This window comes from Ruegeria halocynthiae (assembly GCF_000743705.1).
Taxonomy (GTDB): Bacteria; Pseudomonadota; Alphaproteobacteria; order Rhodobacterales; family Rhodobacteraceae; genus Ruegeria; species Ruegeria halocynthiae_B.
Map to the genome: position 1 here is coordinate 1 of NZ_JQEZ01000005.1, position 13691 is coordinate 13691.

The window sequence follows — 13691 nt, forward strand, 5'->3', positions numbered from 1 at the left end:
GAGCCGTTCAGCAGCTTTGGAACGGAACACAAAGACAGTGCCTGTGAAAGGATCCTTGCGCAGAACAGATTGCACCAGCGCTGACAACCCGTCATGGCCCTTTCTAAAATCCACCGGATTGGTCGCCACCAGGATCCGCACCCGGTTCGAGGGGAAGATCATGACCCAACCCCAAGCGCCCGGACAATCTCAGCAATCCGTACCGCCGGAGTGGCCCCATCCAGCTTGATCAAGAGGTCTCCAGCCGCGATCTCGATGGGCTGGGTAGAAGGCATAACTTCCAGAGCAGGCGGCTCCTCAAAAACCACCAGCGGCGCAAACGCAGCTTCCTCCTCCAAAACCGGAAGAACAAGATCACCATCTTTGGCCATCCGCCGCCACGACGAGACGTGGTTCGGCTTCAAGCCATATTTGGCAGCAACATCATTCACTGCCGCACCCGTCAGCAGCGTCTCAGCCACAATCCGCGCCTTCAAATCATCCGGCCACCGCCGCCTCCCATCAGATGAGAAGATAACGCCAAGCCCAATGAGATACTCTCTTGTACTCTCCATGGAGAAACTCACCTCAAAAAAACACTCCAAGGCGGAATCTCAGATCAACCGAAGGGCTGGAAGGTGATCGTCACGCACCGCTTACGATCAATGCGGGAGGGCACAACCAACGTGAGCAGCAGAACGAAAAAAGCGGCCTGGGTGGGGCCGCCTCTTCAGGCACTGTTAAGGTGCTGACACCGTTGGTTGCGGGGGCTCGATCTGATCTCGAGTTGCTATTCCAAGCGTCAGCGTAGACTGACGACTTACGCCCTCCAAACCGTGTTTGTTGCTATGTCGTGTCCCTACAGATCAGCTGCGACGTCTACTTCGGAAGCAGGCGACACCATCGGCCAAGACCGACCTGACGCGGGTCTTCCTCTGCGAACGTGAACACCACACCTTCTGCGTCATCCGAGGAGGAACTGCTGAGTCCGCCGACCATCTCTTCGAGCATTCGTGGTTCGCGCTGCGCGTCCGGCAGGCCCCGCACGATTGCAGGCAGGTCGGTGGCAGGTTTGGCGATTGGCAAAAGGCGTAACCAAGCACGTAGCTGATACGCGTCGCTCTGAGTCAGAATCCAAGTCTCCTTCTCTGCCGCCTCGAAAGTCTCAGCTATGCCGTCGGCCACAAGCTTGATGTTGATGTCCTCGCCAGAGAGGACCAGCGATAATAGCAAGGCTGCGCGCGCCTGCCTCGGCGCGAGAGAAACGAGCTTCTGGATCGTCGCGTCACGCTGACCATGGGGGAGCCGTGCTCCAACAATCCCGAGCGCAACTGCCAGCTTCACTTGTGCATCCGACGAACCAACGACAATCAAGGTCTCGATTGCGCCGAAGATAGCCTCTGCCTCGGCTGACGTCGCGGCGGGATCGGCGGCGCGGGCCTCGCGGCGCTCTTCCACGCGCGAAAAATCTTCGCCGCTCCGGAATTTGTTGTCGTCCTTGGGTTCGTTGGCCTCGAACCACTGGAAGGCCAGCACACGCGCAGCCAACTCGCCAAAATACTCATCCGTCAGGTATTCACGCATCAGCGCAGCGGTCTCCGGCGCCTTGATCGCCAAGAACGCACGTTGGTACTCATGCATGTTTGGATGCTGCGCTTCGTGCACAGCGTCACGATCCTTCCAGCCGCTCGCGGTAGCTTGTTCGCGAAAAGCCCGATAGCGACGTAAATTGTCGTTAAGCATTCTCTTCAAGAATGGAAGATGTTCGACCGACGGCGCACGGCTCATCATCGTTGCAATGGTGGCCACTCGCAAACGCTTCTCATCCCCAGTAACGAGCATGCGCTCTGCCCATTCGCGCGCCAGCACGCCGATTGCGGCCAAGCCTTCCACATTGAAGGGTCGCGCCCGCTTTTCGTCGCCGTAGGTCTCACGTGAAAACAGCTCGGCCAGTTGAACGATTTCCTCATTATCAGCACTTACCGCCCGCGTCTGAACGGCGTCCACCAAACTTGCACCCGGCGTGTGGCCGATGCGGTCGCGCAGACCGTGATAGCGATCACCCGCCGCCTGGTTGTACTGCCCACTAGCGTCGCGCACGACCTTCCCAGCTGCAAGATACGCGTCGATCAGCCGGCCAACAGCGTTTGGTCCCAGCACTGAAGCAGCGGCCTCAGCGCGGTCGTCGTGACGGTTTGTTTCTTCGAGGGCGATCCCGAGAAGCGCGCCGTCCTCAAGCGCGAACCCGGCGGCCGCAAGAATATCGTCCGCGCCGTAAAAGAGTTCGCGGTGCTCGCGCACGCGGCGCAGTAGCCCCTTAGCGAGAGCCTCCGGATATCGCTTTCGCGCTTCATACAACAAGTGCATTTCGCCATCGCGTTTCCGGTCGATCTCCATTTCGGCAACAGTTTCAGTAACCTCGGTATCGTGATCATCTCCGACCGGCGCGTGAACGAGCGTGCGCAGGCGCTGAAAGTGCGAAATGCCAGCAACCTTGCGCCGTTCGCCCGCTCGCCGGAGTTCCTGCTGGACGGCATCGACTGCAATGTCGTCGAGGTGACCCTTTTCGGCGAGGATGTCGTAGGTCGCGTCGCCCGCGTCAGCGAGCAAGTCGGCGACGTGGCGATCCGCCCGTCGAAATGAGAGCGCATCGACCACTGTCGCCTTCACGTCCGGATCACTGTCAGTCTTCGCGATTGCGGTCGCAAGGTCGAGACCGTCGATCCCGCCATGCAATGCGATTTCATGCAGTACATTTTTGCGGATTTCCGGTGGCAGCGCTGCGATGCGCGCCGACGCGTCGTTCCCAAGCACGGATGGGCGAAATCGCTTCGCCGCTCGGAGAGCGGGCAAGTGCACTTGGCTGTTTGGGTGCGAAATAAGTGGCCAAATCAGGTCACCGAATTCCGGCCTGCCGGACGCGATCATGAAACGCACCGCGCGATCCACCTTGCCTGGTGCGTGCCACTGCTCAGGAAGATTCCGCATTGCCGTGGCGATCGGTGCCCATACGTCATCGGATGCGCGGAAGATCATCTCGCCCGCGAGGACAGGATCGACTTCGAAAGCTGCATGGATGGCGGTGCTGCATGCGGCCTTATGTACGTTGTCGCCGAGCGCGCTTCGTTCGACAGCGAACAGGACTGCTTCTTCCCACGGGCGCTGATCGAGTACGTCAACCTTCAGCTTCTCGCGTGCTGCCGGATCGCTGACGGCCTGTAGCATCAGTCCTTCAACATGGTGCGAGGCGTACCATTCCTGAAATTGCTGGTGCTGGAACGAATAGCCCGGCCTGTCGCCGGAGCGCGTCAGAACGTGATTGCTGACAAGCGTGTCGAGCAACGTGTCGGGCTGTGTGGAGATAGTGATTTGTCCGTCGTCCACCAGAACCCGCGCAGTCTCAGCGACCGATCTGCGCGCGTTGATGTCCGTGATCGCCGTGTTGGCCGTTGTCGTGGCGAACAGAGCGAGATCGTTCAAATAGTCCTGCAGGAAGCCAAGGGCCACGACATGAAGCGCCGCCGCACGGCGGGCTTCCTGCTCGTGTGCGGCAATGAAGCGCCGTAGCACTTCTTCCTTTGTTATCGGAAAAGGCGCGCCCTCTGGCAGCGAGAGAAGTGCCGTAAGGTAAAGTGGGATGGTCACAAGATCCCGGACACCAGCTGTCCGCCATGCCTGATCGACGAGCTGCGCGCCAGCCTCGCCTCCAACTTACCGTTGGCATCTGACAAGGAGCCCACGCGAACAAGCAGTTCGGCAAAGCACATCTGAGCTGCAATCGGGGCGCAGTTCAGCCGATCTACGATCAAGCTGATCGCCCATTCCTGCGGTGAGGCCGCCACGGTGATCGACGTTCCCGGAAGAAGATCAGAGGCTCCACTGAACTTTGAAAGCCTTTCGCTGATCGGACCTTCGATTGATCGGATTGCGGGGTGGTCGTCGAGGGGACTGAGACCTGCCACGTCCCGCTCAAGAACGAGCTCCAATCGCTGCGGTCGCTGTGCGGAGCCAAGCGACCGATTCCACAGGTCTTCAATGTGTCCGGCTGTCTCGCTTTCTGTGTAGTCTCCGAGGTGTTCTCGCCTACTCTTGACCTGAACAAAGCTCGGTGCTTCGCCACGCAGCTCAATATCGTCACCGCCTTCAGGGATCACGATGGCGGGCGCTCGCTGACCAGCCCATATTTCTACCGCTAACCAAACAGACACGGCGTCCTGGTAGCGAAAACCTCTGCCTGCATGGGAACCAGCCCTGGACGCAGCTTTGGCCGGTGTGGACGATGGCTTTGTATCACGGCGCGGCTTCCGGCTTTTTGTCTTCTTAGGCATGTTCCTGGCCGTCGCCTACGTCGGCACCCTGCGCCGGAGCATTCAGGCTGTCTTCAATCTCTCCGATTGATGACATTATGTCTTCAAAGTCCGGTGCATCACCGAAGATCATGGCCCTGGTATTGTCATAGTCACGAGCCAGTCGTTCAATCATATCGCCAACGGGCCGAAGCGAAAATGTACCTGGCGCAGCGGACGCGAGATCGAAATCCGGCCTATTGAAGAATGTCTGTGCATGCACAATGCAATCCGCTCCAAGAGCTAGATCCGCAAGCGCGGCGGCGCCAGCGTTCGACTTCCGCAGTGAATGCAGATCGTAATAATGACGCGAAATTCGCTGCCCGTCCTGACGCAATTCACCACGTCGCTCGAACCAGCTGCGTAGCCCGTGTGCAATGACGATCTTGTCCCAAAACGTCCGTTCTGCATCAATGGTCGTGACACCCGGGACGCTAAAATCAAATGTCTCAAGGTCATCGTCGATATACGGTGTGATCGTAAGGGGTTTATTAGGATCAAGCGCGGATTTCGCTCCGGACTCAATCTTCACAGCCGCTTGCACATATGCTGTTTCGGACGTGTCTACCCGTGGGTACCAGACGAGTAAGGTCTGATTGCTCGGATCAGTTTCGTCGACTTCCACGCGGCCCAGGCCTTCCGTGTCGCCATCAAGAATTTCAGCGACCGCAGTACGAAGGTCAGTCGTGATGTAGTTGCTGCAGTCAGCAGCGATTGCGTCGAGCGCAGCCTTCCTTTTTTTGTTGGATAGCGCTGCAATTTCCGCAGTGGTCCCCGGATGGCCAAGATCATCTCGGAAAACCGTCACGTCGATGTCTTCGGAGAACCGGCTGATCAAGCCATAGGCCTTCGATAAAGACGTGCCGCCTTTGAAGAGAAGGCGTGGTCCGTTACCAGGAAGTCGATTATAGAGCGTGTTGAGTGTCCAACACACCCAAAAGTCCTTCTCGATGTTGTTGAGCGGCGCGCCCAGACGCTGGGCAGTTGTCAGGAATAAATCCGCACGATCTGTCGGTTCCGCGCGAATGATTTCCTTGAAGGCATCTGTACTCATTCTTGCGACCCCGCGCGAGCCGCAGCGAGTGGATTGCGCAATATCTCCTGCATCCAGATAGGCATCGCTGCTAGGCCGGTGCGCAAGTCTTCGATGAGTTGTGGGCCGATCTTCTCGTCTGCAAGAAGCTTCCGAATAGTGCGATCGAGCTTGGAACGTTCAACTTCGCTTCGCATTGCGTCGTGGATCCAATACAGCGCCTGCACGAGATACATGCCAGGTCGTCCGGCCCAGTACAGTCGGCTTGGCGCAGCATGTTTGAAGACAATTTTTTGCTTCCCAAGCTCAATAGGTTTCAAGCGTGCATCCACGAGGACCTCGATCTTCGCGGGCACAGCATTTGTAAGGCCCAAGGTGTTGGCTGCCGTCATCCCGTCAACGACAAAGCGGGCTTTATCGCGTCGCGCAACAGCCTCAATAACCGCGCGATAGTCTGGTACCGAGCGGTTCTGGGTCAGTTTGTTCACCCTCGGTCTATCGTAAAGACCGCGCTCAATGCGTCGGAGCTCGCCTGATTTGACCATGCGCTGTAACGCCTTGTCAACAGCCTCCCGCGGACCGAGATCGGCAAAATCGGCAGGAGTCCAGACCTTTGCTGGCTCGGCTACGACCCGGTCCAGGATAAGTGTCGGCAAACTTTGCTGGGCATCGTGAGTGATCATGTCCGAAATATGTCACATTGTTCGGACATTTACGAGTCCGAAATCTACTACATATTTCGGACATGGGTTCTGGAGAACCGTCACTGCGTCAAAACTGGAAGGTTCAGTGATGGGCGGTAACTGCAGTCGCGCCCCCCTCAAAGTCGAATTCATAAAGGCGCAGGCGCCCGAGCACTGGCGCCTACTGGCCAAGGAAGAACGTCAGCGCATTCGGCGCGGCGACAAACAGGTGAGAGACCGACCCCGGCCGCTGCCCGCAATTTGCTGATCGCATCGCTTCCTTCGCCGATTGCGCAAGATCGAATGCGTGCCGCCCTGCGGCAACAACCTGCGATCCTGAACCCGTCGAGGGCCGGAGGACCAACAATCGCCCGACGGACGGAAGCTGATCTTCAACGTATCGCCGCACATCGCCGGCGATGTCGTGGGTTATGCTAAAGGCCACCGCAATATCCGGTGCGTCCGTCGTAAGCTCAATCACAGTTGAATCGAGCGTCGGCCAATCCGGATCAGTCGGAACATCGTCGGCGGCCCAGACGCTCCGCTTTAGCGTTCGCTGCTCCAATTCCACGGCCCGTCCGGACTTGATGTTAAGCACGCTCCCGGCAGCGAAAGCCAAAGTTGTGTGCGCATCAAGCGCTATGGCAATCGCTGTCAGCATGGTCTTGAAAGGCCTGAAGACCTTTCTTGCTGCTTGATTGCGTCAACCTGCACAAGAAAAAAGAACTATCTAAAACGCCCTTAAAGCATGCCCCCTAGTCCACGAGGGACTTGGCGGTGCGCGACCTACCCCCTTCAGCACCGCCCTTTTTATTGGATTCCAGCCATCAGAGCTGGGTTGTCAGAAAAGGAACAACACTTGATGCAGGACATCGACAGACGACACTTTTTGGCCAGCGCAGCGGCGACGGGAACATTGCTGGCATCTCCGCCAAAGCTTTTCGCGCAAAACAGCATGACGGCTATGCCTCAGATCGCAGTCGCTGATCTCACAAGCGGTTCAAACGTACCATATGCAATGGATCTAAGGACTGGCTCGCACAACTTTGGAACTGGCGCGGCAACCGATACTTTCGGGATCAACTCGGACTACCTTGGCCCCCTGGTGAAGGTACGTCGAGGGCAAGAGGTTCAGTTCGATGTCACCAACAACATTGGTGAGCTCACGGCTGTGCATTGGCATGGACTACACATTCCAGGAGATGTTGATGGCGGGCCGCATCAGTCGATCCAACCGGGGGCAACGTGGAGCCTGGTCCTAACGATTGATCAACCGGCCGGTCTCAACTGGTTTCATGCTCACACGCATGGTCACACCATGCCACAGGTCTACAAGGGTTTGGCCGGGCTACTTCTAATTGAAGATGACGACAGTATCGCCGCTGATCTGCCAAAAACCTTCGGCGTCGAAGAGTTCGCTGTTGTTTTGCAAGATAAGCATCTTCGATGCGGCTGGAAAAGCGATTCAAACGACTGAAAACGTCAACAACGCCCTTGTTGTAAACGGTGTCGTCGGGCCGGTACAGCAGATCACCCCGAAGGGGTGGGTCCGCTTGCGTTTGCTCAACGGATCGAATGGCGCCTTCATCAAACTGACCACCGACACCGGTCTGCCATTTCAGGTCATTGGGTCAGATGGTGGATTTCTCGCCGCCCCGGCAGCGACGGATGTCTTGATGATCTCACCTGGCGAACGTTACGATGTGCTGGTCGATTGCAGCGCTGGCAATCCCGTCACATTGAATGCCGTGCGTCTGGATGACGAGGATGTCTCAGCCACCGATGGCATCGTCACAACCCAGAAGACGCAACCTCGGCCCACTCCCGCGCTCACCCTTCAGCCAAGCACTCAGATCTCCGGATTTTCTGGGACCTTGCCGAAAACACTGGCGACTTTGCCAGCAGCAGATCCAACCCTCGCAGTCCGCCGTCGCAAATTCGTTCTCAATGAGCACATTTCGCAAAGAATGATCAAAGCTTCCGCCGGTTGGGGCAACACTTGTCACGGCGAGCACAAAGCGATGGGTATCAATGGTCGACCGATGGACATGACGTTCATCAACGAGCGTGTACCGCGAGGTGACTATGAGATCTGGGAAGTAACTTCGGATGGCGGGGCTCACCCATTCCACGTTCATGAGTGTTCATATCGAATTCTCAAACAACTCGGCGTCCAACCACCGGAATACGCTTCCGGCTGGAAAGACATGATGTACGCAGGAGACGGTTTGACTTCAGAATTGCTGGTGCAATTTAATTACGATGCGCCGGACACAACGCCCTACATGTATCATTGCCACATCCTGAAGCATGAGGATTGCGGCATGATGGGACAATTCACAGTCGGCAACGAGACCGGATACTCAGCACCAATTGCACTGTAAGTCCTCGGGTCGCACGATTGCGATGACTGAGTTCGGTCTCTGCCTCCGATTCCGAACCGCAGTTAGCGTAATTACCGAGGGGTTTAGGGCTCATTACCACCATCAAGAGTTGAGGATGAGCCCTAAACCTTACGCCGATAGTCAGGTGCGCAGAGGTTTGTGTCGGAGAATTCTCTTCGGATCACTGGGCCAGTTTGCCTCCCTTTGGTATCTCTGCGTGAATGGGCGTGCTCTGTCAGGGCGACTTGGCGTGCTCTGTCAGGAATAAGACAGACGCATCATCCAAGCTGCTCACGAATTCAGATTGTTTATGTGGTGAGCAAGAGTGCTTACGCAAAACTCCCAAGTAAGCACCAACGCCGGAAGACATCTACGCCTCAAGATATTGAATAAAAGGAAGAAATGGCGCACCCGAGAGGATTCGAACCTCTGGCCTCCGCCTTCGGAGGGCGGCGCTCTATCCAGCTGAGCTACGGGTGCATACCGTTCGCGAGATGCTTACGCCATGCTTACGCGAGATTTTCGTCGGCCTAAAGAGCAAACCCGATATTCGCTCAAGCCGTTGTTTAGTCACTTCTTTCTTCCGGCACCCACAAACTTCGCTAGACTTGACATCCGCCTTCGGAGGGCAGCGCTCTATCCAGCTGAGCTACAGGTGCCTTGGCCGTTAGCTATCCTTGTTCCGATCCGGGTGCAACTGCAAATCTGCACCCCGGAACCAGCTTTCAGGCAAACAAATCATGCGCCAGTTCCAGCGCATCAACCAGCGTGTCGACTTCTTCTTTGGTGTTATAGAGACCAAAGCTGGCGCGGCAGGTCGCGGTCACGCCGTAAAAGTCCATCAGCGGTCCGGCGCAATGGTGACCGGCACGAACGGCGACGCCTTTTTTGTCCAGAATCGTCGAAATATCATGGGCATGCCCTGCCCCATCCATCGTAAAGCTGAAAATGGCCGCCTTGTCCGGACGTGTCCCTTGCACCTGCACCCAGTTCAATCCTGAAAACCGTTGCATGGTATAATCCCGTAGACCAGCCTCATGCGCGGCGATGTTCTCCATCCCCAGATCCATCATGTAATCCAGCGCAACGCCAAGGCCGATGGTCTGCACGATGCCGGGTGTTCCGGCCTCAAACTTCATCGGTGGATCGTTGTAGATCACCTGATCTTTGCTGACCTCTTTGATCATGTCGCCGCCACCGATAAAGGGGCGCATCTCGGCCATGCGTTCGGATTTGATGTAGATCGCACCTGATCCCGAAGGGCCATAAAGCTTGTGACCTGTGATCGCATAGAAATCGCAGCCGATGTCCTGAACGTTGACCGGCATATGCACCGCGCCCTGACTACCGTCCACCAGCACCGGAACACCTTTGGCGTGTGCGCCTTCGGTGATGGCCTTGACGTCGACCACGGTTCCAAGAACGTTCGAACATTGGGTCACGGCAACCAGCTTTGTTCGGGGTCCAATCGCGTCGATCACGGCCTGCGGGTCCAGCCCGCCGTCCGCCCCCACGTCCACCCATTTCAGGATAACTCCCTGCCGTTCCCGCAGGAAATGCCAGGGCACGATATTGGCGTGATGCTCCATCACGCTCAGCACGATTTCATCCCCGGCCTGAAGGCGTGGCATCGCCCAACCATAGGCCACAAGGTTGATCCCTTCGGTGGTGCCGGAATTCAATACGATCTCATCCTCGTCCGACGCCCCAAGAAAACGCGCGATGGTTCCGCGGACGGATTCGTATTTCTCGGTCGCCAGATTGGACAGATAGTGCAGACCGCGATGCACATTCGCGTATTCCTCGGAATAGGCGCGCGTGACCGCGTCAATCACGACCTGAGGTTTTTGGGCCGACGCGCCGTTGTCCAGATAGGTCAGCGGCTTGCCATTCACTTCGCGTGCGAGGATCGGAAAGTCAGAGCGGATTTTCTGCACATCATACATGGTTTGTATTCCCTATACGGGGCCGCTGGGCGTCAACACGAGGACAAAGGGCACCGCAACCAATGCGGACAACACAATGACCCCGAACGATTTCCAAAGCGATTGGAATTCATGGGCTTCATTCAGGAAATGGAGCGTGACGTAAAGGCTGATCAGCGCAGTTGCCAGCAAAAACATCAGCATCATGAAGGGCAAGGCAATCGTGATAACAAGCGTGATCAAAAGCGCGCCAATTTGCAGGTACTGCAGCCAGACCGTCAGAACCATGATGTCCTCAAACTGGCCGGACCCGCCCAGAAACCGTCCGATGATCAAAAAAGCCAGGATGCTGAACAGCATGGCGCCGGCTGATCTGACAAGGTTCAGAACCAACGGATCCGAGGCGGGCACCGGCTCACCATCAGGGATCGGTATCAGATTTTCGATTCCGACCTGCACCAGACCATTCAGGACAACAGCCAGGAAAAAGGCCAGCCACAAAACCTCTCGTCCGGGACGAAGGCTCAGCAGGCGGCGGGCCGCCTCGGCGGGATTGGTCAAGGTCAAAACCGCAAGATTACCCAGTGCAGCAGCGTTCATTCAGTATGCCTTTGTGCTTGTCTGAGGCCAGACAGCCAGAACCAGACAAAAATTACCAGCCACACGACACCGACCAAGGTCAATGTCGGGCCAGGTCCGATAAGCCCTGCAACCAGCCCGTTCAACAAAATCAACGGGGTCGAGGCCAAAAGGGCCCAGAACAAAGCCAGCCGGGCCCCATACGCGGTCCCGCCCCCACCAAAAAGGCGCGCGGCCCCATATGAGGCGAAGGCCAGAAAATAGAACAACAACGGCAGGATAATGACCGAGCCGAGCAACGCCCCACCCATCAGCATGTTTAATTCCAGCCCTTCCAGATGCGCCCGGCGGGCGAGGTTTGGCATTTGCGCGATGAAGGCCACCACGCAAAATGCCATGACAAAGACCAATGCGCGATCCTCACGCGGGCCCAGATCAAGAAGCCGACGCACGACGCGCCCCGGCCCGCGATAGGTCGCTACGATATCCGATGTGACAGGCATCAGCTGCGCCGCGACAACCAGCCTTCCAGGCGGTTCACGATAGCTTCGACCAATGCTGCGTCCTCGATTTCGTCCACCGCCTCGGCCAGAAAGGCCAAAGTCAACATATTGGTGGCCTCTTTTGTCGGAACCCCGCGCGAACGCAGGTAGAACAAAGCCGTTTCGTCAATCGCGCCCGACGTCGACCCGTGCGAACAGGCCACATCATCGGCATAGATCTCAAGCTCGGGCTTGGCCAGAAACTGACTGTCATCATCCAACAGCAAAGACTGGCTGATCTGATACCCATCGGTTTTCTGCGCGCCTTGCTTGACCAGGATTTTACCCTGAAACACGCCGGTTGCCCCATTGCGCAGAACTTTTTTGAAGACTTGTCGGCTTTCACAGTTCACCGCGTCATGCGTGATAAAGACGGTATCATCATGATGAAAATCACCATCACCGACACAGGCACCCGAAACTTGCGCAATCGCATCATCCCCGGTTAGCTCGACAATCTGTTCATTGCGCGTCAGCACGCCGTTCACTGTCAGAGTAAAGGACTTGTAAACCGATTCTCGCCCCAAACGCGTGAACATATGTGTAGCAGCCCGGCGTTCATGATCCCTGCCCTGCGCACGGACATGATGCAGCGTACCGCCATCAGCGATGTCGATTTCAATGCATTTATTAAACCGGGCAGCAGCCGGACCATTTTCAAGGATCGTCACCTCGGCGCCGCTTTCGACGCGGACGATATGGTGCAGCATGGCATCAGACGAATCCGACGCATGGCGATAGATCAGGCTGATCGGCTTGCTTGGCTTTCCAGTCACGTGAATTGCGACGCCATCCGCCGCAAACGCCGTGTTCAACGCCGCCAGCGGGCGCTGCACAGGTGTTTGACCGCGCGTTTCCAGAACGCCGTACAGCTCTTTGGCCCAATGGATGTCTTTGCAGCAGATATCCTCGATCCGGTCGATGCTGACGCCTTCCAGTGTCAGATCATCCGACTCTTCCGGGCTGAAAACACCATCGACAAATACGATTTTCAGGCGGTCCAGATCACTGAACAGCAAAGGTTCATCAGAATGGAACACCGCTGCGTGCGGCGCTTCGGGTGCAATCAGCGTATCGGGGCGCGTGTACTTCCAATACTCATCGCGCCGACTGGGCAGACCCATCTCAAGCACGCGGGCCAGCGCATCCTCGCGCGCGGCCCGGGTGCAACCTGCGTCGGGCATGACCAGATTGGCCAACCGCGCCTGCGTCACAGTTTGTTTGACTTCGGGCAATGCCATCAGTTCACCTCGGCCAGAATGTCGGCATAGCCGTTGTTTTCCACCTCAAGTGCCAGCTCGGGGCCGCCGGTTTTGATGATCCGGCCGTCCGCCATGATATGCACCACGTCCGGTTTGATGTGATCCAACAGACGCTGATAGTGGGTGATGACAAGGAAACCGCGCCCTTCATCCCGCAGGGCATTCACGCCTTCGGCCACCAGTTTCATTGCATCCACGTCCAGGCCCGAGTCGGTCTCGTCCAGAATGCACATCTTGGGTTCCAGCATCGCCATCTGCAGGATCTCGTTGCGCTTTTTCTCACCGCCCGAGAAGCCGACGTTTACGGGGCGTTTCAGCATGTCGGCGTCGATTTTCAGCGATTTGGCCTTGGCGCGGACAAGTTTCAGGAAATCGGCCGCCGACAGCTCTTCTTCGCCGCGCGCTTTGCGCTGTGCGTTCACTGCGGTGCGCAGAAAGGTCATGTTGCCAACGCCCGGGATTTCAACCGGGTACTGGAATGCCAGAAAGACACCCGCGGCCGCACGCTCTTCGGGCTCCATCTCCAGCAGGTCTTCGCCATTCAATTCGGCCGAACCTTCGGTGACCTCATAGCCGTCACGCCCCGACAACACATAGCTGAGCGTTGACTTGCCCGAGCCGTTCGGCCCCATGATCGCATGCACCTTGCCAGCCTCGACCGTCAGATCGACACCTTTGAGGATCTGCTTGTCTTCTTCCTCAAGTTTCACGTGCAGGTTTTTGATTTCCAGCATTTTTTGTCCTTTTGCGTAACGCAAGGGGCGTTAGATTGCCCCAGTCAATTCCTAACCCAGCGCCTTGCGCATAACGCGCGCAGCAACCCATCCAAGGATCGCTCCACCGCCTACGGCCCAGACCGGGTTGATGAAGTCCATATGATTGATGTTGACGTAGACAACACCCAGCAAGCCGCCCAATACCGGAAGCGCATAACCCAAGAGGGTCAACACATCATCCT

Annotated in this window: 15 protein-coding genes and 2 tRNA genes; 2 read left to right on the forward strand and 15 right to left on the reverse strand. The window is 57.0% G+C overall.

The genetic code is table 11. The annotated features are described in order from the left end of the window. The 7 genes from tnpB to JT51_RS16960 form a co-directional block, all read right to left on the reverse strand. Positions 1-162 (reverse strand): IS66 family insertion sequence element accessory protein TnpB (tnpB, locus tag JT51_RS22450; protein WP_037315527.1); only part of this gene is annotated, 162 nt, incomplete at its 3' end. Further along, the gene (locus tag JT51_RS16935) at positions 159-554 is read right to left on the reverse strand and encodes a transposase (RefSeq protein ID WP_037306764.1); all 396 of its coding nucleotides are present in this window, start codon (positions 552-554) and stop codon (positions 159-161) included. The genes JT51_RS16935 and tnpB, both read right to left, overlap by 4 nt. Before the next feature lie 304 nt (positions 555-858). After that, complete coding sequence (locus JT51_RS16940; protein WP_200876099.1) at positions 859-3624, reverse strand: NACHT domain-containing protein; 2766 nt, start codon at positions 3622-3624, stop codon at positions 859-861. After that, a complete protein-coding gene (locus tag JT51_RS22105; protein WP_200876100.1) occupies positions 3621-3941 on the reverse strand; it encodes a hypothetical protein in 321 nt (106 codons plus the stop codon). The genes JT51_RS16940 and JT51_RS22105 overlap by 4 nt, the downstream gene beginning before the upstream one ends. Before the next feature lie 358 nt (positions 3942-4299). Further along, positions 4300-5379 (reverse strand): nucleotidyl transferase AbiEii/AbiGii toxin family protein, encoded by a 1080-nt coding sequence (locus JT51_RS16950; RefSeq protein ID WP_051927620.1) that lies wholly within the window; start codon positions 5377-5379, stop codon positions 4300-4302. Beyond that, complete coding sequence (locus JT51_RS16955; RefSeq protein ID WP_037315533.1) at positions 5376-6041, reverse strand: DUF6088 family protein; 666 nt, start codon at positions 6039-6041, stop codon at positions 5376-5378. Before JT51_RS16955 ends, JT51_RS16950 begins: the two co-directional genes overlap by 4 nt. A gap of 181 nt (positions 6042-6222) precedes the next feature. Next, entirely contained in the window at positions 6223-6702 is a 480-nt protein-coding gene (locus JT51_RS16960; RefSeq protein WP_051927621.1) for an SAVED domain-containing protein, read from the reverse strand. Positions 6703-6903: 201 nt separating this feature from the next. On the opposite strand from JT51_RS16960, the gene JT51_RS21295 reads away from it, so the two are divergent. Then, on the forward strand, positions 6904-7518 hold the full coding sequence (locus tag JT51_RS21295; protein WP_051927622.1) for a multicopper oxidase domain-containing protein: 615 nt from the start codon (positions 6904-6906) through the stop codon (positions 7516-7518). Further along, complete coding sequence (locus JT51_RS16965; protein ID WP_051927623.1) at positions 7463-8425, forward strand: multicopper oxidase domain-containing protein; 963 nt, start codon at positions 7463-7465, stop codon at positions 8423-8425. The genes JT51_RS21295 and JT51_RS16965 overlap by 56 nt, the downstream gene beginning before the upstream one ends. Before the next feature lie 403 nt (positions 8426-8828). Here JT51_RS16965 and JT51_RS16970 read toward each other — a convergent pair. From JT51_RS16970 to JT51_RS17005, 8 genes are all read right to left on the reverse strand, one after another. Next, positions 8829-8905 (reverse strand) — tRNA-Arg (locus tag JT51_RS16970). Positions 8906-9010: 105 nt separating this feature from the next. After that, positions 9011-9084 (reverse strand) — tRNA-Arg (locus JT51_RS16975). A gap of 66 nt (positions 9085-9150) precedes the next feature. Further along, positions 9151-10371 (reverse strand): cysteine desulfurase, encoded by a 1221-nt coding sequence (locus JT51_RS16980; RefSeq protein ID WP_037315537.1) that lies wholly within the window; start codon positions 10369-10371, stop codon positions 9151-9153. 12 nt (positions 10372-10383) lie between these two features. Next, a complete protein-coding gene (locus JT51_RS16985; RefSeq protein ID WP_037315540.1) occupies positions 10384-10950 on the reverse strand; it encodes a YIP1 family protein in 567 nt (188 codons plus the stop codon). Then, positions 10947-11432: a YIP1 family protein gene (locus JT51_RS16990; protein WP_037315543.1), complete on the reverse strand. Its 486-nt coding sequence runs from the start codon at positions 11430-11432 to the stop codon at positions 10947-10949. The genes JT51_RS16985 and JT51_RS16990 overlap by 4 nt, the downstream gene beginning before the upstream one ends. Next, positions 11432-12712 (reverse strand): Fe-S cluster assembly protein SufD, encoded by a 1281-nt coding sequence (sufD, locus tag JT51_RS16995; RefSeq protein WP_037315546.1) that lies wholly within the window; start codon positions 12710-12712, stop codon positions 11432-11434. The genes JT51_RS16990 and sufD overlap by 1 nt, the downstream gene beginning before the upstream one ends. After that, the gene (gene sufC / locus JT51_RS17000) at positions 12712-13467 is read right to left on the reverse strand and encodes a Fe-S cluster assembly ATPase SufC (RefSeq protein WP_037315549.1); all 756 of its coding nucleotides are present in this window, start codon (positions 13465-13467) and stop codon (positions 12712-12714) included. Before sufC ends, sufD begins: the two co-directional genes overlap by 1 nt. Before the next feature lie 51 nt (positions 13468-13518). After that, the gene (locus JT51_RS17005) at positions 13519-13680 is read right to left on the reverse strand and encodes a hypothetical protein (protein WP_235216202.1); all 162 of its coding nucleotides are present in this window, start codon (positions 13678-13680) and stop codon (positions 13519-13521) included. Between the last annotated feature and the right edge of the window lie 11 nt (positions 13681-13691).